Raw genomic sequence first — 21,479 nt, 5'->3', positions numbered from 1 at the left:
TCGGCCTCGGTACGTCGACCGAGCCGACCGCTGTCGCCGTGCACATCGGGCTCCACCTCGTCAGGCGCCGTCGAGCACCTCCTCGGTGGAAACGCCGACAGCGGCTGCCTCGCGCTGCTCTCGCCCGGGCATCGCCAAGGTCAGCGCGGCGAGAAGGAGGGCGACACCGCAGATGGCGCCCATCATCATGATCGCGCCGCCGAGGCTGTGCGACCTGAAGAACACTGTGGTCAACACCGCCAATCCGACCGCGTTGCCGACCTGTTCGATGGTGGGCAGCACCCCGGACGCCTCGGCCATCCGGTCGCCGTCGAGCCCCGACAGCATCATCGGCTGCAGCTGTACGCCGAACACCCCCACCCCGAACCCCGCCGCGAACACCGGCCCCGCGCACAGCAGCGCGCTCGCTATCCCGTCCACCAGGTACAGGTACACCCCGCCCGCGCCGATGCAGCCGCCGAACAGCGCGATTCCCCCGGCCAGCGCCCAGATGTCCAAGCGCGGCACCAGGATCAGCGATCCGATCGCCCCTGCCCCGGCGCCGAGGGCGAACAGGGTCATCACCATGCCGGTGAGCAGCGGTGAATAGCCGAGCACGTCCTGCATCGTGATCGATGCGGCGAACACGAACGCGGTGAACAGGCCGAAGAATACCCCGACCAGCACCGAACCCACGCGAAATCCGGTCTTGTGGAACAGGTCCAGGCGCACCAGTGGCGACGCGCCCCGAGCGGTCCGCTGCCGCTGCTGGGCCACGAACACCGCGGTCAGTGCCAGGCCCGCACCGACGACGGCGATCAGATCGGGGCGCCACCCGTACTGTTGGATCCGGGCCATGCCCGCGATCAGGGCGAAAAGGCCGAGCCCGGACAGCGCGGCGCCGAGGAGGTCGAGCCGGTGCCGCCCTTCGGGTCTGGTGCGGTCGAGGAATTTCCAGGCCAGTGCGAACGCGAACAGCCCGATCGGCAGGTTGATCAGGAACACCGAACGCCACCCCCAGCCACCGATGTCGAGGGTGAGCAGCACGCCACCGACGATCGGCCCGAGCATTCCGGCGAACCCGGCCACGCCCCCGTACAGCGCGAACACCAGGGGGTGGCGTTCGCGCGGGAACCCGGCGGTGAGGATCGCGATCGTCTGCGCGGCCATCCCCGCCCCGGCCGCGCCCTGCACCACCCGGGCGATCACCAGTTCGGTCGCGCCGTCGGCCACTCCGCACCACACCGAGGCCGCGGTGAAGGCGGCGACCGACACCAGGAACATGGTTCGCCTGCCGACCATCGCCCCGATGCGGGCGGCGGTGAGCAGGGTGCAGGCGAAGGCCAGGGCATAGCCCGAGATCACCAGCAGCTGCGCCGCGCGGGAGGCGCCGAGGTCGGCGGTCAGGTTCGGCAGTGCCGTGTTGACGATCGTCACGTCGATCATCTGCATGAACACCGCGATGAGACAGGCGCCGAAGGCCAGCCACGCGCCGAGTTCGGGCGGACGCGACCCGCTGCTCACGACACCAACTCCATCGTCGCGCGCGGTGCCGACATCGACATCTGGGTCGGAAAACTCAGCTGCACCAGCCGGTGCGGCGCGGCCACCTCGAAATGGGCGAGGAAGGGCGGGACGACCGACCCGACCATCTTGTCCAGCATCCCGTTCACGTGCTCGAACCCCGGCCGCAACCGGACCTGCCAGCAGGAGAACACTCCGGCGGGCCCGGCCAGCACCACCTGCTTGTCCACCCGCACCAGCAGCGGCCAGTGCACCGAGAACGCCAACCACACGTCCACGGTCTCCATCAGTCCCTCGGCGAAGTCCAGGCCACGCAGCAGGGTGAGCCCGGCGGCGATCGGCATCACGTTCGCCGGGTACGGTTCGGCCGGGCCACCGGGCCGCAGGTGCACGGTGTCGACGAAGTTCGCCTCCTCCCGTGACACCAGCGTCGCGCCCGAGTAGGTCTGCGCGCGATAGGTTTCCGCGTGCAGGCGACCGTCGATGCGGCCGATGTGCTGCTCGATCGTCATCACCGGCTCGCGCCCGCCACGGTCGCGTCGCACGGGGCCGACCTCGAGTGTCGTCTGGTAGCCGCCGCGATGGTGCGCGACCACCTGCGACACCTCGACCTCGGCGGGCGCACCGGCGACGCCGACGTGATAGATCGACTTCTCGCCGTCGGGGATGAACGGGTCACGGAAGACGGAGGGAACGAATTCTTCTCGGATCACTGGATCTCCGCGGCACTGTCGATGATGGCTCCGAACACGGACTTCATGGTGTCGAGGTAGCGGCCAACGTTCTCCTGGGCGATAGCGGTGTCGGGGAAGATGACGCTCAGCGAGGTCTGCCCCGGCAACCGGTTGATCCAGATCAGCGCTTCCTCGGACGCGGCGCGGTTGGCGAACACACCGGCGTGCAGGCTGTCGAACAGTTCGTTGCCGAGGAAGTCCCTGGCGTCGATGAACGAGATCATCGGTGTGACCCAGCCCGGTTCGGTCTTGATCTCCGAGTCGGCGGGCAACAGCTCGAGGACGCGGTGGAACGAGGTGGGCGCCAGCAGCAGCCCGCTGTCGTAGGCGCGCTGGGCGGTCCTGATCGCGCGACCGATCGTCAGCCGTTCGGGCAGTGGGAACGCGACGGGGACCAGCGTGACGTACCAGCCGACCGAATTGTTCTCCGCCGCCGAGGTTCTGGTGCTCACCGGGGTCATGCCGAAGTAGTAGTCCGACCCGACCAGTTCGCGTTCGGCCAGCGCGGCCGCGGCGAACACCCCACCGGCGAAATCGGCGCTGTTGGCGCGGCAGACCGCCTCGAAGCGCTCGCCCTGTTCCTCGTCGAGCAGCACGATGCCGCGGTGGGCGCTGCGGTGGTATCCGTCGGTCTTCTTCCCGAGGTCGAGCGGGAAGCCGGGCAGCCGGTTGTCGTTGCCGCGCAACAACGCCAGCCACTTCTTCACCCCGGCCGAGGCCAGTGTCTGCTGATCGCTGAGGAACCGTTCGTTGCGGCAGTAGTCCAGGTAGCTCGCCGCGGGGGCGAGCGGGTCGGCGTCGGGCCACAGCTCGGCGGCGTAGAGCTGGGCGAAGTCGGCGGCCGAGAGGTACTGGCCGAGGCCGTCGGTGTGCAGGTGGTCCACGGCCAGGTAGACGGTGGTCGAGTCCTCGTGCTCGATGGCGCCGAAGGTGAAGCAATCCCATTGGAACGGACCGGGTGTGGTCTTCTCGACGTGGCGGCAGATGGCCTCGGGGTCGTCGATGTGACCGTAGTCGACGGGGAGGAACTCCACATCGGCCTCGGGCACCAGGTGACGACGCACCGCACCGGTCGGTTCGACGGTGAACCAGGTGCGGAACGTGTCGTGGCGCAGCAGGAACTTGTGGATGGCCCGGGTGATGGCGTCATGATCCAGGTCGGCGGTGGGGATCCGCGCGGTCACCAGGCACAGGCCCGAGAAACGGAAGTCCGCCCCCGCGTGCCGGGCGGCCAGACGCAGATACTGTTCCTGTTGCAGTGACGGCGGCGCCGGGTGGGCCGGGGCCCGGGCCGCGCGCGCGACCGAGTCCGCCGAGGCGAACCAGGTCACGAGCCGTCCCGGCGCGGGCCGCCACTCATCGATGAGTCCGAACTCGACCATCAGTGCGATCCCGCCATCGAGACCTCGGAGGCACGGTCGACGGTCCACTGTTGCGGTACCTCGGCCGGTGCGGTGTCGCTACCCGGTACCGCCACCACGTCCGGAAGTGGCGGTGTGGCAGCGGGTTCCGAAGCCAGAATCAGCTCCGCGACCTTCGGACCGGCCTGTTCCAGGCTGAACGAGCGCCCCATCTGCATCGACATCAGGTCGATGCCGAGTGTCTTGGTGACCCGCGCCCCCAGCTCGACCGCCATCAACGAGTCGAGTCCGAGTTCGGGCACCGGCACCGTCATGTCGATCGACTCCACGGGCACGCCCATGACGACGGCGAGTTCCTCGGCCATCTTCCTGGCGATCGCCGGTCCCCGCTTGGCCTCCTCCATCGCCGCCAGTTCCGCGCGCAGCCTGGCCAGCTCGGAGGTGTCCTTGGCGGAGGACTTCGCCAGTCCGGCGGTGCGGCCGGTGCGGATCAGCTGGGGGAACGTGCCGGTGAGTTTCACCCAGTCGGTGGGGATGATCGCCGCGTTGGACGCCCCGAGCCGCAGGGTCTGTTCCAGGTAGGCGGTGGCGTCGGCCATGTCGATGGGGCCGAAACCGACCAGGTCGAGATACTTCTCGGCGGTCTCATCCGAGGCCATGCCGCCCGAGGCACCCGACAGGTGGCCCCACCCGACGCACAGGGCCCGCTCGCCCGCCGCGGACCAGCGCCGGGCCAGGGTTTCCACCGCGACATTCGCGGCGCAGTAGTTGTACTGGCCGTAGATGCCGTACATGGAGCCGCCGGAGGAGCACAGCACGAACATGTCGAGGGTGATGCCCGCGTCCGCGACAGCCTCGTGGATCACCTGCGCGCCCTGGACTTTGGGTCGGTACACGCGGTCGAGTTCACCCAGCTCCATCTTGGCGAGCCGGTTGTCGGCGACCGCGCCCGCGGCGTGGAACACCCCGCGCAACGGGTGCTCGTCGCTGTGCGCGCGCTCGATGATCGCCGCGACGGCGGCGGTGTCGGTGACGTCGGCGCGTTCCTCGATCACCTCGATACCGACCGAGCGCCACACCTCGAGCTGACGGCGCGCGGTGTCGGTGCTCGCGCCGCCGCGCCCGACCAGCACCAGCCTGCGCGCACCGCGCATCGCCAACCAACGGCCGATCGCCATGCCGAAACCACCGAACCCGCCGGTGACGAGATAGCTGGCGGCGCTGTCGATGTCGAGCGGCGGCAGGTAGGGGCGGACAGGTGGTCGCGGGTCGTCCATCCGCAGCGCGACCCGACCGACCCGCGAGGACCGCAGCGTCTCCTCGAAGGCCTGGCTCACCTCGTGTGTCTCGAACAGCTGGTACGGCAGCGGTGTGTAGACACCCTCGGTGACCTTCTCGAACACCCGCCGCAGCAGGCGCGAGAGACGTTGTGGCCGCACCGCGACCAGGCGGTCGAGGTCCATCGAGTAGTAGGCGAGGTTCTTGTCGAAGTTGGCCAGTTCCAGCAGCCCACCGGTGTAGATGTCGGCCTTGCCGACCTCGACGATGCGGCCGAATTCGGCGGCGGCGTTGAAGTTCTGGCGCAGGATCTCGCCGGGTGCGCTGCTGATGATCACGTCGGCGCCCGCGCCGCCGGTCAACGCCAGGACGTCGTCGACGAAGTTGAGCGAGCGCGAGTTCACCGCGAAGTCCGCGCCCATCGCCAGCACGTGCTCGCGCCGCTCGGGCGAACTCGCGGTGCCGATGATGCGGGCGCCGATCGCCTTGGCCACCTGGATGGCCGCGGTACCGACACCGCCCGCGGCGCCGTGGATCAGCACGGTCTCCCCCGGTTCGAGCCGAGCCAGGTCGTGCAAAGCGTATTCGGCGGTGCCGAAGGCGATGGTGCTGGTGCAGTAGGCGGGATCGGTGTCGGGCGGAACGACCACCGCGAGTTCCCGGTCGACGGTGGCGAATCGGCGCATCATGCCCTTGGACGCCACCGCGACCTTGTCTCCCACCGCCACGTCGGTGACGCCCGTGCCGACGCGCACGACGGTGCCCATCCCCTCCATGCCGGGCACGGTGCCGAAATAGGTCGGGGCGAGTTCGCGCTCACCGAGCAGGCCGATGATCTTGAGCGGGTCCTTGTAGTTCAACCCGATCACCGCCATCGCGACCTCGATCTCCCCCGCGTCCGGCGCCACGCGCGGGCACTGGCGCCAGGCCACCTGCGAGAGCAGGCGGGTGCGTGGCATGTCGAGCTCGAAGTTGGCCTCGGGGTCGGTGAGCGGGTGCGCGGTCTCGAGTTCCTCGATGCGGTCGGGCAGCGGTTTGGTCACCACCGGGGCGAGGCGGGTGCCGTCGCGCAGCAACACCTCGTCGGTGTTGTCCAGCGAGAATGCCCCGGGCACACCGAGTTCGGTGACGAGCTCGTCGATCGGCGTGCCCGGTTCGGTGTCGATCAGACGCCAACGCAAGGGGGTCTGCTCGTTGAGCAGCACCCGGCGGGCACCGGCGAACGCGGCGTGACGCGGGTCGGGCGCCTGGCCGCCGCCCGGAGTCGCGAAGGCGGATTCGGTGACCAGGGTGGCGTGCACGGTGCCGTCACCGAAGTGGATCTGCGGTGCGGCGCCCTCCACGGTGGGGGTGACGTACTCCGAGATCGCGACGGCGACGCGCTTGAGCGTCCACAGGTCGGCCACATCGTCGGTGCCCGCCCCGGCGACCACACAGACGTGCACGCGTTGGGTGTCCTCGGCCGCGGCCGCGGTCAGGTCGGCGAGAAGATCCGCTTCGAGTCGCTCGCTCGCCGGGTCGACGACCCGCACCCGGGCGTCGGGGAAGGCCGCGGCGAGCTGCGCGGTGCGTGGGCTCTCACCGAGCGCGACGATCACCGTGGACACCGTCCCGGCCTCGGCCAGCGCCGCCGGGTCGAGCGGCTCGCGTTCCTCGAGGGTCTCGGTGTAGTAGAAGTCGGCCATCCGGTGCAGCGGGTCGTCGCCGGGTTTGAGCGCGCCGATCTGCAGTCCGGTCAATCGCGCCACCAGCTTCCGGTCCTCATCGAGCAGGTCCACATCGGCGCGCAGCCGGGCTCTCGGGTCACGGCGGGCGACGACGGTGATCCGCGCGGGCAGCTCGGCGAGCAGGCGCACCGCCGTGACCCCGACGGGCACCATGACGCCCTCGTTGATCCGTTCGTCGGTGAACAGCATCGCCGCGCACTGCATGGCGGCGTCCACGACGGCCGGATGCGCCAGGTGCCCGGAGTCGGCGGCGATACCGCCGTCGACGGTGGCCAGCACCACGTCGCGGCCGACGCGCACCGAGGTCACCCGCTGGAACGACGGACCGTACTGCAGACCCGCCGAGGCCAGGCCCGCGTAGAACATCGCCGGGTCGACGTCGACACCGACATCGATCGTCGGCAACTCGACCTCGGTCTGTTCGTGCGCGCCGGACAGGGTGCGCCCGGTCGAGTGCACCGTCCAGGCCGTTCCGGTGGCGCTGCGGGAGCGGATCAGGAACCGGCCGCTGGCCTCCTCCACGCTCATCGCGACCAACGGCACGTCGGGCGCGCCCATGACGAGCGGCGCGACGAACCGCACACCTTCCAGCGCGACCTGCCGACTGCCGATCCGCTGGGCGGTGGCACTGAGCGCGGCGTCGAGGTAGGCCGCGCCCGGCATGATCTTGACGCCGTTGACGACGTGGTCGGCCAGCCAGGGCAGCAGCTGGGTACCGACCTGCAGCAGCCACTCGGGACGGCCCTCGACGTCGGGGTCACCGAGCATGGCGTAGGCGCCGGGCGTGCCGAGACGGGCCTGTTCGAACAGCGGCAGCGCCGAGTGCAGACGGGTGCGCTGCCAGGGATAGCGCGGCAGCGGCACGTGCGCGGTCGCGCTCGCCGGGAACAGCCGTTCGCGGTCGAGCACACCGGCCGCGTGCAGGCCGATGAGGGTGCGCCGGAGGCTGTGCGAGTCGGACTGTTCGCGGTCGAGGGTCGGCACGGTGGTGCCGTTGACGTCGGCGTCGACCATCGCCTCACGGATGTTGCCCGACAGCACGGGATGCGGCCCGACCTCGAGGAACACCCGGTTGCCCGCGACGAGCAGGGTGGTGATCGCGGCGAAGAACCGCACGGGCTCACGGACATTGGACCACCAGTACTCGGCGTTCCAGTCACCTTCGGTGACGAGTTCACCGGTCACCGAGGAGTACAGCGGCACGGTGGGCGCCTGGGGTGTCAGGGCGGCGAGCGCCTCGCCCAGTTCGTCGTGGATCGGGTCCATCAGGCGGCTGTGATAGGGCACCTCCACCCGCAGGCGGCGCGCGAAGATCCCGTCTTCGGTGAGCTTTTCGGCGATCTCGTCGAGCCGGTCGACATCACCGGAGAGCGTGAGCGAGGTCGGGCTGTTGATCGCCGCGATGTCGACGCTCGGGTCGTCGCCGATGAGCGCGGTCACCTGTTCGGTGCTCATGCCGACCGCGAGCATGCCGCCGGTGCCCGCCGTGGTGGCCTGCAGTCGGGCCCGGTGAAAGGCCACGCGCACGGCGTCTGTCAACGACAGCATGCCGCTGACGTAGGCCGCCGACACCTCGCCGACGCTGTGGCCGACGATGGCGGCCGGGGTGATGCCGTATTCGGCGAGCTCGCGGACCAGCCCGACCTGGACGAGGAAGTTGGCGGGCTGCGCGACTTCGGTGCGGGTGACCCGGGACTCGTCCTCGGGCCGGTTCAGCTCCTCGATGATCGACCAGCCCGACAGCGCGCGGAACTCGGTGTCGATCTCGTGCGCGGTGTCGGCGAACACGCCACCGGCGGCGAGCAGTTCGCGGGCCATCTTCCAGTGCTGCGGTCCCATCCCGGAGAACACGAACACCGGTTCGGCGGCGGCCGAGGACACTGTGCGGCTCGCGTCACGACCACCGCCCGAGGCGTATTCGCGCAGTTCGCGGACCAGCTCGCCGGTGTCGCCGTCGAGCAGCACGCCGGTGCGGAACGGATGGTGGGCCATGCGGGTCCAGGCCGCCTCGGCCAGACGTTGCGGGTCGGCACCCGAGGTGATCAGGTCGGCGAACCGTCCGGCCAGGGCGCGCGCCGCGCCGGTGCTGCGGGCCGAGATGGGCAGGATGCCGAGGTGGCGGGGTTCGGCCCGCACCGGGGCCGGAGCGCGGAACTCCTGCAGGATCGCGTGCGCGTTGGTGCCGCCGTAGCCGAAACCGTTGACGGCCACCGACATCGGCCCCGCGTCGGCGGGCAGCGGCTGCGCCTCGGTCTGCACGTGCAGGCCGAGTTCGGCGAAGGGGATGTCGGGATTGGGATTGTCGAGCCAACCCTGCGGCGGCAGCGTGCGATGACGCAGCGCCAGGGCGGCTTTGATCACGCTCGCGACGCCCGCGGCGGCCTCGGTGTGGCCGATCGTCGCCTTCACCGAACCGACCCCGATGGTGCCCGTGCGACCCGACGGGGCGCCGAAAACCCGGCCCAGGGCCCGCAATTCGACCGGATCGCCGACGAGGGTCCCGGTGCCGTGCGCCTCCAGATAGGTGATCTGGTCGGGGGCGATGCCCGAGCGCTCGCACACGGTGCGCGCCAACGCCTCCTGGGAATCGACATTGGGCACGGTGATCGCGGTGGTCCGCCCGTCCTGATTCGAGCCCGTCGCCTTGATCACCGCGTACACCCGGTCGCCGTCGCGCACGGCGTCGTCGAGCTTCTTGAGCACAACCATGCCCGCGCCCTCCCCTCGGCCGTAGCCGTCGGCGGTGGCGTCGAAGGACTTGCACCGGCCGTCGGCGGCCAGGAAGCCGCCCTTGCACATGAGCACGAAGGTCTCGGGCTGCAGCATCACGTTGACCCCGCCCGCCACCGCGACGCGGCAGTCGTCGTTGTCGAGGGCCTGGCAGGCCAGGTGCAGCGCGACCAGCGACGACGAGCACGCGGTGTCGACCGTGATGGCCGGGCCGACCAGGTTCAGCGCGTAGGCGATGCGGTTGGACAGCATCGTGTAGGAGGCGCTGGCCGGGGTGTGCATGTCGGTGTGGAACAGCGCGGGCCCGACCACGCCGATCACCGACTGGTCGACCACGAAACCACCCACGTACACCCCGACCCGCTCGCCAGCGACTCGTCCGGCGATGCCCGCGTCGTCGAGTGCCTCCCAGGTCACCTCGAGCATCAACCGTTGCTGCGGGTCGAGCACGGTGGCCTCGCGCGGAGAGATCCCGAAGAAGTCGGGATCGAATTCCCAGGGATCGATGGTCATGAAGGCGCCGTGCTTGGTGTAACTGCGCCCGGGCGTGCGTGGCTCGGGGTCGTAGTAGCGGCGCCAGTCCCAGCGATCGGCGGGCATCTCCACGACACCGTCGCGCTTGTCGACGACGAAGTTCCAGAACGATTCGGGCGAATCGATTCCGCCCGCGAACCGACAACCGATTCCGACAATGGCAATATCCGACACGCAATTTCCTCCGGTTCGACCGGTCCGTGGCAAAAAGACCGTTGCTGTCAACGTAGAAGGCCGCCACCGTGTCGATCGTTCGATAACCGACGTCTGGAATTTCTGACTGCGGGTCGCGCGAGCGCCTGTGACCGGCCCTATATCGCGAGGTCACGGTTCACAAGGCAATTCCGTAATTCGTTGTGACCGACCGCAATATCGGTGTTTCACCGACCATCGGACCATCGGCGGTGACAAGTTCGACCCCATCGCGAAATATCGTTGGGAGCCGGATGTGTACGCCGATTCGAGGCAGTGGGGCGATTTCGTCGTGCGGCGCAAATACGCCGTCATCGTGGCCGTGGTCGCGGGATTGCTGGCGCTGGGCGCCTATGGTCTCGGGCTCGGCGCCGACCTGAGTTCGAGCGGGTTCGACGACCCGTCCTCGGAGTCGGTGCGCACGGCCCACGTGCGCGACAACGCCTTCGGCCGCGACCACAGTTCCGACCTGCTGCTGGTGTTCCACGCACCGGAGGGCACCACCGTCGACGACCCCGCCTTCGCCGCCACCGTGGTGGCGGGGCTCAACAGCCTGCCGCAGCGGTTCCCCGACCGCATCGACCGGGTCAACGGCGCGTACTGGCCGACCGACACCGGGACAGCGATGCCCGAGGTCTTCGGCTCGCCCACGCGCGACAAGGCCTTCGCCTCGATCGCGGTCAGCGGGCTCGACCCCACCGAGCAGGGCCGCAACTATCGGGAGATCGCCGACGAGCTCACGATTCCCGGGGTCGAGATGGCGGTGGCGGGCGGGCAACCGGTCGCGGCCGCGTTGAACGACACGATGGTCGAGGACCAGCGGCGGGTGGAACTGCTCGCCGTGCCCGCCGTCGCGGTCCTGTTGTTCTTCGTCTTCGGTGGCGTCGTCGCCGCCGCGCTGCCACTGATCGTCGGCGGGCTGACCATGCTCGGCGCCTGGGGGTTGCTGCGCCTGCTCACGACGGTGACCGAGGTGAATTCCTTCGTGTCCCCGGTGGTCTCGATGATCGGGCTCGGCCTGGCCATCGACTACGGCCTGTTCGTGCTCAGCCGGTTCCGGGAAGAACTGGCCGACGGTCGCTCGGTGGAGGACGCGGTGCGCGCCAGTGTGTCCACCGCGGGGCGGACCGTGTTGTTCTCGGCGCTGATCGTGGTGGTCGCGGCGGCGGGCATTCTGGTGTTCCCGCAGGGTCTGCTGCGCTCGTTCGCCTACGGCGCGATGATCACCATCTCGCTGGCCGCGCTGACTTCGATCTCGCTGCTGCCCGCCATGCTCGCGGTGCTGGGCAGGCGGGTCGATCTGCTCGGTGTCGCATGGTTCCGCACACCGCTCACGCGCGACCGGGCGACCGACAACGCCTGGGGTCGGCTGGCGGGCGCGGTGATGAGACGTCCACTGGCAGTGGCTGTTCCGGTGTGTCTCGGCCTGCTGATGCTGATCCTCCCGATCCAGCACCTGGCCTTCGGGTCGATCAACGAGAAGTTCCTGCCGCCGGATCACCCCACCCGGCTGGCCCAGCAGCATTTCGACGCGACGTTCCCGCTGCGCCAGATCGACCCGATCGACCTCGTCATCGTCACCTTCGATCCCGACACCGCCGACATCGTGCGTGCCGACGCCAACCGGGCACCCGGTCTGGCCGCGCCGTTCCCCGCACCGTTGCGCTCACCGTTCCAGCCCCAGGTGCTCACCACCGGCACCGTGCTGGCCGACGGCGCCGAGGCCGAGGTGACGATCGACCATCTGCGCTCGATGCCGCTGCCGCCGGGCGCCACACTGATGGTCGGCGGTCAGCCCGCCGTCGAGCAGGACAGCATCGACGCGCTGGTGGCGCGGATGCCGCTGATGATCGCGTTCGTCTTCCTCGCGAGCACCTTGTTGCTGGCGGTGACCTTCGGGTCGGTGGTGCTGCCGTTGAAGGCCGCCGCGTTGAACCTGCTCGGGCTCGGCGCCACCCTCGGGGTGCTCACCTGGGTGTTCATCGAGGGTCACGGCGCGGGCGTGTTCGGGTTCACGCCGCAACCGGTGATGGCGCTGGTGCTGGTGATCATCGTGTCGGTGATCTACGGCCTGTCCACCGACTACGAGGTGTTCCTGCTCTCGCGCATCGTCGAGGCCAGGGCGGCCGGGGCGTCGACCACCGAGGCCGTGCGCGCCGGAGTGGCAAGGACGGGACGGATCATCACCGCCGCCGCGCTGATCCTGCTGGTGGTGACCGGCGCGTTCGCGCTGTCGGAACTGCTGATGATGCAGTACATCGCCTTCGGCATGGTCACCGCGCTGGTCATCGACGCCACCGTGCTGCGGTTGGTGCTGGTACCCGCGTCGATGCGATTGCTCGGCGAGGCGTGCTGGTGGGCACCTGCCTGGCTGAAGCGGCCAGTCGTCGAATCATCTTCTCCCCCAGGGGTTCCCGCGAAGAGCATGGCTCACGGCGAGCGGGACCGGGACACATGAGCCTGCGCGGCGTCGAGTCGCCCACGGCGCCCGATACCGCGTTGCCCGCCCTGGCCTGGCGGGAGGTGTCGGTGGTGGCGGCCGTCGCGGGAGTACTGTTCCTCACCCGCCTCGATCGCTACCGCGTCGGCGGCGACGAGCTGTATTTCCTTGCGGCCGGGCGACATCCGTCGGTGAGCTACGCCGATCAGGGACCCCTGGTACCGCTGTTGGCGGCACTGTCGGATCAGCTCGCGGCGGGGTCGGTCGTGGCGTTGCGCCTGCCCGCGTTGCTGTGCACGGTGGCGGCCGTCGTGCTCAGCGCGGTGATGGTCCGGGAGTTCGGCGGCGGGCGGCTCCCGCAGACCGTCGCCGCCCTGGCCTACGCGACCACGCCGATGGCGGTGATGCAGTCGGCGATGCTGAGCACCTTCGCGCTCGACATCACGCTCACGGCTGTGATCGCGTGGCTGTGGATCCGGTGGGTGCGCACGCGCGCGGACGGGCTGCTGCTCGCGGCGGGGGCGGTGGCCGCGCTCGACTTCCAGGTCAAGTGGCTGATTCCGATCATCTGGGCGGTCCTCGCGTTCGGCGTCGCGGTGTTCGGTCCGCGCGCGATGCTGCGGCGGCCCGCCTGGTGGCTCGGTTCGGCACTGCTGGTCGGCTCGGCCGTGCCGATCCTGTGGTGGCAGCACCGCAACGGGTGGCCGCAGCTGGCGATGGGCGCGATCGTGCGGGCCGAGCAGCTCGCCACGGCGGGCGTGCTCGCGGCACCGTGGACGATGATCCAGGTCACCGGGGTGGGCGGGTTGCTGCTGCTCGTGGGGATGTGGGCGGGACTGCGGTCGCCGCGGTTCCGGCCGTACCGGTTTCTGATCCCGATGATCGCGATCGGGCTGAGCGCGGTGGTGCTCGCGGGACTTCGGCCCTACTTCGTGGCGGGGGCTTTCCCCGGTCTGTTCGCCGCGGGCGCGGTGTATCTGACGGACCGGGGACTGTCGCGGCGTGGACTGGTCTTCGGCGGGGCGGTCGCCGGTCTGGCCACGACGATCTGTGTCGCACTCGTCCTCGCGCTGCCCCGGCCGGAATCGGCGCTGCGCACCGCCACCGAGGACTACGCCCAGATCCACTCGCGCAGTGTGCTGTTCGGGCCGAGCGGTTGGGAGGACCTGGTCGACTCGGTGACCTGGGCACACGCGCAGCTGACCGCGCGGCAGCGCGCCGGATTGGTGATCGTGACCCAGAACTATTGGCAGGCAGCGGCACTGGAGGAATACGGTCCGGCGGCCGGACTGCCGACGGTGTACAGCCCCAATCGGGGCTACGGCTACTTCGGCGCACCCCCGGACAGCGCGACGACGGTCCTCTACGTCGGGGTCGACGGCCCCGAAACGGGCCTGCGTACTCGTTTCGCGAGCACCACCCTGCTCAGCCACGTGGACGAAACGCTCGGCTTTCCCGGCGTGAACCGAGGTGTCGCGGTGTGGCTGTGCACCGGGCCGAGCAGACCGTGGTCGGCGCTGTGGCCCGATGCCCGGGAGCTGCGGCTCGTCGACGGAACCACCAGGCACGCGCGATGAACGGAGAGATGACAGTGGTGAAGACGCTGGTGCGACGGCTCGTCCTGGCGGTGGCGCTCACCGTCGCGGGTCTGCCCGTCGCCGTGTCCGCCCAGGCGGCGCCGGAACTGGTGGCCGCCCGGGCGATGGACGCGGCCCGGCCCGCACCGAACGGGTCGTTCGCGGTAGCCGCCACGGCGAACGGTCCGGGCCGGGTGATCGACCTGACGGTGCACTCGGCGGCGATGAACCGACCGGTCACCGTCGCGGTGATCCCGGCCGCGGATCCGGACGCGCCCGCGGGGTCGCTGTATCTGATCAACGGCGTCGACGGCGGCACCGACACCCTCGACTGGCGCGAGGGCAGCAACTGGTTCACCAAAACCGACGCCCTGAACTTCTTCACCGGCAAGCAGGCCACCGTCGTGATGCCGATCGGTGGTGCGGGCACCTTCTACACCGACTGGCGGTCCGACGATCCCGGCACCGGACGCAACCGCTGGCTCACCTTCCTCACCACCGAACTGCCGCCCATCATCGACTCCGCGTTCCACGGCACCGGGCGCGACGCGGTCGCGGGGTTGTCCATGGCCAGCTCGGCGGTCTTCCGCATGGCACAGGAAGCACCGCACCGCTTCCAGATGGTCGGCTCGTTCAGCGGGTGCGTGCAGACCAGCAATCCGGCGGGTCAGGCGATGGTCGCCTCCATCGTCACCGCGCGCCGCGGCAACCCGCTGAACATGTGGGGACCGCCCACCGACCCGGCCTGGGGTGCCAACGACGTGGCGCTCCATGCCGAGAAGCTGCGCGGCGTCGGAGTGTATGTGAGCACCGGCAACGGCCTGCCCGGTCCGCTGGACACCCTCGACGGGCCGGGTATCGGGCGGAGTCCGGTCAAACTGATCGATCAACTGGTGATCGGCGGCGTGCTCGACGCGATCACCGTGGTGTGCACTCGACTCCTGCGTGACCGGCTCGCCGCACTCGGCATCCCGGCCGACTTCGACTTCCGTCCGGCGGGCACCCATTCGTGGGGTTACTGGGAACAGGACATGCACACCTACTGGGAGCGCGTCGCCCCGCTGCTCGAGCCGTAGGCTCAGACCAGTTCGGCCACTTGCGAATCCGTGAGCACCACCGGTGACACGGCATCCTGCGCGCGGACCAGGCGGACGCCGCGATACAGCGGTCGTTCGTCGAGCCCGGCGTCACGCGCCTCGGCGCGCAACTGTGCGACCAGGACTTCGGAGACGGCGACCGCGGCGGCCAGCGGCGCCGAGGCCAGGGCGTCGGCCAGCTTGCGCAGGCCGAGCAGGTGCAGCTCGCGACCGCTGCCCGCGTCGGTGTACATGGCCAGCGGCACCAGCTGGGTGTCCTCGCCCGCCGTCACACGCAGCACGATGCGGCTGAGCCTGCCGGGGAACACCAGCAGTTGCGCACCGGCCGTGTCGGCCAGGTCGATCCGACGTTCACCGACGAGGCGGCGGGCATGGATCACCGTGCCCTGCAACCACATTCGCCTGCGTTTGAACGCCGTCGCGTACGCGAGGGTCGGCACCGCGACGATCAGGCCGAGCAGCACGGCATAGGACCGGCCCAACCAGAGCGAGGCCACCAGCGTCACCACGACACCGACGGCGAACGCGCCGAGGGAGAGTTTTCGCAGCATCGGGGCGAACACTTCGGGCGCGACCAAGTCGATGCCGATCGGTTCCGTCGCCGCCCGCCCGGAATCCCCGCTCACCACAGTCCCTCTCACCGCCACCGGCCCACCCGGCGTGGGGCGCGGTCAGCGTACCGCGCCCCACGCCCGCGGTCGGTGCCCGAGTGCCGCATCGCACAGCTGCCGCATCGACCACACGGCTACCCGGAGCACGTACTCGAAGGCACCGACCGGCACCGTGCGGCGATCTCGGACGGGCCGACGGCCTGCCGAGTCATCGGCGCACGGGTACCCGCGACGAACTCAGCGGGCGAGACCCGCGCGCAGCACCGTGACGACCTCGCCGAGCGGGACCTGTCGTTGATCGCCCGTCGCCATCTCCTTGACCCCGATCGCCTTCTCCTCGAGGTCACGGTCGCCGAGAACGAGGGTGTACGTGGCACCGGAACGGTCGGCGCCCTTCATCGCACCCTTCATGCCGCGCCCGCCGTAGGCCAGGTCGACGCTGATGCCCGCGCCGCGCAGCTCACCGGCCAGCGCGACCATCCGCGCCTTGGCGGCGTCACCGAGGGCCACGCCATAGACCTGGCAGCGCGCCGGATCGGCGGCCGACTTGCCCTCGGCCGCCAGCGCCAGCACGGTCCGGTCGACGCCGATGCCGAAGCCGATACCCGACAGCGGCTGCCCGCCGAGCTCGGCCATCAGCCCGTCGTAGCGCCCGCCGCCGCCGATGCCCGACTGGGCACCGAGCTGATCGTGCACGAATTCGAAGGTGGTCTTGGTGTAGTAGTCCAGGCCGCGCACCATGCGCGGGTTCACCACGTACGGCACGCCGAGGGCGTCCAGGTGGGCCAGCACCTGCTCGAAGTGGGCCTTGGCCGACTCCGAGAGGTGATCGATCATCAGCGGCGCGTCGGCGGTGAGTTCGCGTACCTCGGGGCGCTTGTCGTCGAGCACCCGGAGCGGGTTGATCTCGGCGCGGCGCCGGGTCTCCTCGTCCAGCGGCAGGTCGAACAGGAACTGCTGCAACAGCTCCCGGTACTGCGGGCGACAGGTCTCGTCGCCCAGCGAGGTGATCTCCAACCGGAAACCGTCCAGACCGAGCGCCCGGAAACCGGCGTCGGCGACGGCGATGACCTCCGCGTCGAGCGCCGGATCGTCCACGCCGATCGCCTCGATACCCACCTGCTGCAGCTGCCGGTACCGCCCGGCCTGCGGCCGCTCGTACCGGAAGAACGGACCCGCGTAGCACAGCTTGATCGGCAGCTGACCGCTCTTGTCGAGCCCGTGCTCGATCACCGCCCGCATCACACCCGCGGTGCCCTCGGGCCGCAGCGTGAAGCTCTCGCCCTTGCGGTCGGCGAAGGTCCACATCTCCTTGCTGACCACGTCGGTCGACTCGCCGACACCCCGCGCGAACAGGGCGGTCAGCTCGAATATCGGCAGCTCGATGTGCCCGTACCCGGCCAGTCGGGCGGCATGGACCAACCCGTCGCGCACGGCGACGAACTCGGCCGAACCGGGCGGCACGTAATCGGGAACCCCCTTCGGGGCACTGAAGCTGCTGGTCTTGGTCACGATCACCCAGTTTTCCCCACGGGCGCCCTCCGAGTCCAACCGGTTACCGACGAGCCGTCCGTGACCACCGTGATCGACGGGCCGAACCCGGCATCGGACGCGACGTAGGCGCTCCGAGACCGGGCAGCGGCACTCGCCGACGCTCCGGACGCCCTCGCCGCCGTCGACAGCGGCCACCCGGCGGGCGAGGTCGTCATCGCGGTGACCTGACAACGCCGGTATCGGCCCGAATTGCGCTCTTCGTCATCTTCCTGCCCGGGCGTGCGCCGGACGACGTACTACCCTCTAGGCGAACCTGACGACACGGGAGGAACGCGGTAGTGCCGAGTAACGAACAGCGACGGGCGGCGGCCAAGCGCAAGCTGGAGCGCCAGCTGGCACGACGGGCCGAGCAGGAGAAGAAGCGCAAGCGCCTGACGATCGCCGGGTCGGTGCTCGGCGTGATCGTGGTCGCGGCCGCGGGTGTCGGGGTGTACTTCCTCACCAAGGGCGAGGACGGCACGCCGACCGCGTCGGAAACGACGAACGTCAGCACGAAGAAGCCCCAGGAGCCCGGTGTACTACCGGCGTTACCGACCGAGTCCAAGACGGTGACCTGCGCGTACCCCACCGGAGCCGAGCCCGCCGCCAAGCCGGTGACCCCGCCGACGGAGACCTCGGTCGCCGCGGGTCCCGACGCGCCGAGGACGACGGTGACCATCGACTCGACCCAGGGCCCGATCGGACTCGAACTCGACAGCACGGGGTCGCCGTGCACGGTGAACAGCTTCGTGAGCCTGGCGCGCCAGGGCTACTTCGACAACACCGAATGCCACCGGATCTCGGCCCAGCAGGGATTCGAGATGCTGCAGTGCGGCGACCCGACCGCCTCCAGCCAGGGCGGTCCCGGGTACGCCTTCGCCAACGAGTACCCGACGGATCAGTACGACCCGTCCGACCCGGCGCTGAACAGCCCGGTCACCTACAAGCGCGGCGTGATCGCGATGGCCAACTCCGGCCTCACCCCGGAGGGCACCAACGGCAGCCAGTTCTTCCTGGTCTTCGGTGACACCACGCTCCCGCCGAAGTACACGATCTTCGGCACCATCGACGAACCGGGCCTGCAGACGCTGGCCAAGGTCGGCGCCGAGGGCGACGACGGGTCCAACCCGGCGGGCGGCGGCAAGCCGAAGCTGCCGATCTCGTTCAACACCGTCAAGGTGGGCTGACACCCGCTACCACGACACGGGCCGGACACTTCGGGTGTCCGGCCCGTTCGTCGTTTTCAGGGTAGGCTCAGATGTCCACTTCCACAGCGGCATCGGGGAGCAGTCATGGCGGAGCTCGACGACATCGGCAGCGAAACAGCGGCGATGATGCGCACCATGCTGCAGATGGCCACCTTGGTCGCCCTCAAGTCGCGCGAACACGGTCAGAAAGAAGCCGAGTCCCGCGCGAAGGCGATCGAGGCGAAGATGAAGGAAGCGCGCGAGTTGCAGATCCGCGAGGCGCGCGATCTGAAAGCCAAGGATCCGCGCAATATCGAGCTGAAACAGATGATGACGGTGGGCACGCGCACGGTGGAGTCCCGTGGACTCGAGTCGCGCGGGCTCGAATCACGCTCGACGGAATCGCGCGGGGTCAATCTCGTCAAGGACGCGGCGTCACCGTTCGCGGGCGCCACACCGAGCTACGACTCGACCGAACGGCGAGCCGCGATCGCGGCGCATCTGCAACGTGCCGGTGTCGCACCGGAATTGAGCCAGGTACGCATGCTCGTCGAAATGGGACACGGCATCTCCCCCGACGAGGCGATCCGGCTGCGCGACGCGGCGGCACGGTCACCGCAGGTGCGGGCACGCGGCCTGGAACGCGGGCTCGAGCTGGGCGTCGAACGCGGCATCGAACGGGGACGCTGAGCCTGACCCTGCCACGGTGCCGGTGAGCACCGTGGCAGCGCCACCCTCAGGCCGGGTAGTTGCCGCCCTTGTCCCAGAGCCCGTTGTTCGGCTCCGACCACTGATCCTGCTCCGGCTTCTTCAGCGGCAACGAGGACAGCATCTCCTTGTGCCCGTTGCGCACACTGCAGTACTTGAACGGACCACGCGGATCGAACAGCTTGGTCATGTGCGGGTCGGCGTGCTCGAGGAACCACACGCTGATACCAGGGCCACCCTTCATCCGGAAGTGTTCCCAGGCCTGCCACACCGCGTCCAGTCGCACCGCGGCCTCCGGGTGACGCCACCATTCGGGGCACCACACCGTGTCACTGATATCGGTGACCTGACGCTGATAGAGCTGGCTCAGGTACTCACCGACGAACTCCGTCACCCCGGCGTAGACCCGTCCCTGCTGCACGTTCGGAATATCGTCGCTCACAGCGGCTTGACCTCCTCGACTTCACCGATCTCATCCGGCGGAACTGATTTCGCCAGCGCAGGCGATCCGTACAGATCGTCGATACGCGTCTTGCGGGTCGGGTCGTTGTTCTCGATCGACCGCTTCACCGCGTCGTTGTACTTGGACTCCCACCACGGCACCGTCCGCACGAGCACCGCGGGCTGGCCGGAGGTGAACACCACCGCGCGCCCGCGTGGCAGGGTCGCCAACCCCTGCGGGGTGAACGTCACCGACGAACTGAGCGAACGGGAGTAGCTCTTGCTGTTGCCCGACTGCGACACCGAGGCCGAGATCGAGTCGTACTCGCCGATCGCCTCGGAACGGTCACGCAGGAAGGCCATGTCGTCGACGCCGCTGCCGAGCACCTTGATGTTGGCCGCCGACCACAGGGCGTTCATCCCGTCCTCGCCCCAGCAGCGAGCCCCCTGCGCCCACGACTGCAGCACCGTCATCACGACGATCCCACGGGAACCGAAGTGGCTGTACTGCTTGGGCAGATCCTTCCAGCGCACCACGTTGGCGGCCTCGTCGAGCACCGCGAGCAGCGGGATCGGCAATCGGCCGCCCGACGACATCGATGCCTTGCGCATCGCCACATCGATCACGGCCTCGGTGAGAGCGCTGACCAGCGGGGCCGCCGAGCCGCGCCCCTCCAGCGACAGGCAGTACAGCGTGCCGTTGCGTTCGATGAACTCGAGCTCGTCGAATTGCGGTCGCGCATCGCTGCCCGGCGTCACCCAGGCGTGCACGTTCGACAACTGCAGGCAGCGGATCATCTTCTTGGCGTAGCCGAAGATGCCTGCCTTGGTGCGCTGTTCGGCGTTGTACTGCATCGCCAGGCCGGAGGCGATGAAATGCTGGCCGACATCGCGCAGATGCTGGATGGGCTCGGGGTCCTGGGGGTTGGTCACCCATTCCCACACCTGGGTGATCGGTTTCCCGGCGATCGCGGCGGCGAGGAACAGAGCCGCGAGCAGGTCCTCGGCTTCCGGCCCGAAGTAGCTGTCGCCGTCGTCGGAGCTCGAGCTCGTCTCGGCGTCGGCGAAGTGGCCCGCCAGGCGCGCCGCCCGCATCTCACAGCCCTCGGTGCGCGGGTTCACCCACGAGAGCGGGTCCCAGTACCAGGTCGCGCGCTCGCCCGCGACGCCCTGCGGGTCGAAGACGAAAGTCTTGCTGCCCTTGGCCTCCTGCACATCACGGGTCGCGTCGACCACGTCCCGCTTGTTCGAGGTGGCCAGCACCGGACCGATGGCGGACAGGATGGCCGGGATCACCCGGGATGTGGACTTGCCCTGCCTCGGGCCCCAGATGTCGAGGTGCAGATCCTCGTACGAACCGTACAGCGGCGAACCGTCGGCGACGGCGATCCCGATCGGCACACCGGGCGCGTCCTCGGAGCCGAGTCGCATACCGAGGTCCTTGGCCTTCTGCCGCACCCCGTCCTCGGTGATCGAGGCGATCGCACTGCCGCTACCCATGTAGTCGGCCTTGTCGTCGATCGCCAGCCGACCGACGACCGCCCGCTTCTTCATCTGCTTGCGGAGGTAGACGTAGGCGAACGCGGCCGCGATCACCAGCAGCACGATCACCGTCGAGGCCCGCGGCCAGTGCAGTTTGCCTCGGGCGAGGTCGGCGACCACCGCGATCGGATTGACGGGCACGTTCTGCGGCTGCACCGACAGGGCGTTGCCGAGATGCAGGGCGACGGCGAGGACGCCGAGCGTCGCGAAGCCGAACACGATCAGGATCAGCGTCGTGTCGGGCCCGACCGCGGCCGGGTCCTTCACCTTTTTCTTCGCCACGT

13 protein-coding genes are annotated in these 21,479 nt (G+C 69.4%); 5 read left to right on the top strand and 8 right to left on the bottom strand.

What is annotated here, in order from left to right; genetic code table 11:
• Window positions 1-60: 60 nt before the first annotated feature.
• The 4 genes from NC7_RS08720 to NC7_RS08705 are packed head-to-tail and all read right to left on the bottom strand — an operon-like array spanning window position 61 to window position 10,041.
• The gene (locus tag NC7_RS08720; protein ID WP_067981008.1) at window positions 61-1,503 is read right to left on the bottom strand and encodes an MFS transporter; all 1,443 of its coding nucleotides are present in this window, start codon (window positions 1,501-1,503) and stop codon (window positions 61-63) included.
• The gene (locus tag NC7_RS08715; protein ID WP_236573352.1) at window positions 1,500-2,216 is read right to left on the bottom strand and encodes a hypothetical protein; all 717 of its coding nucleotides are present in this window, start codon (window positions 2,214-2,216) and stop codon (window positions 1,500-1,502) included. The genes NC7_RS08720 and NC7_RS08715 overlap by 4 nt, the downstream gene beginning before the upstream one ends.
• Entirely contained in the window at window positions 2,213-3,619 is a 1,407-nt protein-coding gene (locus tag NC7_RS08710; protein ID WP_067981007.1) for a condensation domain-containing protein, read from the bottom strand. The genes NC7_RS08715 and NC7_RS08710 overlap by 4 nt, the downstream gene beginning before the upstream one ends.
• Window positions 3,619-10,041 carry a type I polyketide synthase gene (locus tag NC7_RS08705; RefSeq protein WP_084458185.1) on the bottom strand — a complete coding sequence of 2,141 codons (6,423 nt, stop codon included), beginning with the start codon at window positions 10,039-10,041 and terminating at the stop codon, window positions 3,619-3,621. Before NC7_RS08705 ends, NC7_RS08710 begins: the two co-directional genes overlap by 1 nt.
• A gap of 274 nt (window positions 10,042-10,315) precedes the next feature.
• Here NC7_RS08705 and NC7_RS08700 point away from each other — a divergent pair, with 274 nt between their 5' ends.
• From NC7_RS08700 to NC7_RS08690, 3 genes are read left to right on the top strand one after another with little or no spacing between them, the layout of a single operon-like run.
• A complete protein-coding gene (locus tag NC7_RS08700) occupies window positions 10,316-12,517 on the top strand; it encodes an MMPL family transporter (protein WP_084458183.1) in 2,202 nt (733 codons plus the stop codon).
• Window positions 12,514-14,076, top strand: coding sequence for an ArnT family glycosyltransferase (locus NC7_RS08695; protein ID WP_067981006.1), 1,563 nt, complete (start codon window positions 12,514-12,516; stop codon window positions 14,074-14,076). Before NC7_RS08700 ends, NC7_RS08695 begins: the two co-directional genes overlap by 4 nt.
• An 8-nt stretch (window positions 14,077-14,084) precedes the next feature.
• Window positions 14,085-15,152: an alpha/beta hydrolase gene (locus NC7_RS08690; RefSeq protein WP_157101896.1), complete on the top strand. Its 1,068-nt coding sequence runs from the start codon at window positions 14,085-14,087 to the stop codon at window positions 15,150-15,152.
• A 2-nt stretch (window positions 15,153-15,154) separates the two neighbouring features.
• On the opposite strand, the gene NC7_RS08685 is transcribed toward NC7_RS08690, so the two are convergent.
• A complete protein-coding gene (locus tag NC7_RS08685; protein WP_067981004.1) occupies window positions 15,155-15,799 on the bottom strand; it encodes a hypothetical protein in 645 nt (214 codons plus the stop codon).
• 222 nt (window positions 15,800-16,021) lie between these two features.
• Entirely contained in the window at window positions 16,022-17,296 is a 1,275-nt protein-coding gene (gene hisS / locus NC7_RS08680; RefSeq protein WP_067981295.1) for a histidine--tRNA ligase, read from the bottom strand.
• A 320-nt stretch (window positions 17,297-17,616) separates the two neighbouring features.
• Between hisS and NC7_RS08675 the strand changes: the two genes are divergently transcribed.
• Both NC7_RS08675 and NC7_RS08670 read left to right on the top strand, forming a co-directional pair.
• On the top strand, window positions 17,617-18,504 hold the full coding sequence (locus NC7_RS08675; protein WP_067981003.1) for a peptidylprolyl isomerase: 888 nt from the start codon (window positions 17,617-17,619) through the stop codon (window positions 18,502-18,504).
• A gap of 105 nt (window positions 18,505-18,609) precedes the next feature.
• Window positions 18,610-19,194, top strand: a complete 585-nt coding sequence (locus NC7_RS08670; protein ID WP_067981002.1) for a hypothetical protein — start codon at window positions 18,610-18,612, stop codon at window positions 19,192-19,194.
• 46 nt (window positions 19,195-19,240) lie between these two features.
• Here NC7_RS08670 and NC7_RS08665 read toward each other — a convergent pair whose 3' ends face one another.
• Window positions 19,241-19,654, bottom strand: a complete 414-nt coding sequence (locus NC7_RS08665) for a DUF4913 domain-containing protein (protein ID WP_084458181.1) — start codon at window positions 19,652-19,654, stop codon at window positions 19,241-19,243.
• Window positions 19,651-21,477: a type IV secretory system conjugative DNA transfer family protein gene (locus NC7_RS08660; protein ID WP_067981001.1), complete on the bottom strand. Its 1,827-nt coding sequence runs from the start codon at window positions 21,475-21,477 to the stop codon at window positions 19,651-19,653. Before NC7_RS08660 ends, NC7_RS08665 begins: the two co-directional genes overlap by 4 nt.
• Window positions 21,478-21,479 lie beyond the last annotated feature (2 nt).

The sequence above is a fragment of the Nocardia caishijiensis NBRC 108228 genome (genome assembly GCF_001612825.1).
Lineage (GTDB): Bacteria > Actinomycetota > Actinomycetes > Mycobacteriales > Mycobacteriaceae > Nocardia > Nocardia caishijiensis.
This window is presented reverse-complemented; position numbering and strand designations above follow the sequence as displayed.

Coding starts and splice junctions, on each gene's coding strand:
- NC7_RS08710 (WP_067981007.1), bottom strand. CDS start 3,619: ATGGTCGAGTTCGGACTCATCGATGAGTGGCGGCCCGCGCCGGGACGG.
- NC7_RS08695 (WP_067981006.1), top strand. CDS start 12,514: ATGAGCCTGCGCGGCGTCGAGTCGCCCACGGCGCCCGATACCGCGTTG.
- NC7_RS08690 (WP_157101896.1), top strand. CDS start 14,085: ATGACAGTGGTGAAGACGCTGGTGCGACGGCTCGTCCTGGCGGTGGCG.
- NC7_RS08670 (WP_067981002.1), top strand. CDS start 18,610: ATGGCGGAGCTCGACGACATCGGCAGCGAAACAGCGGCGATGATGCGC.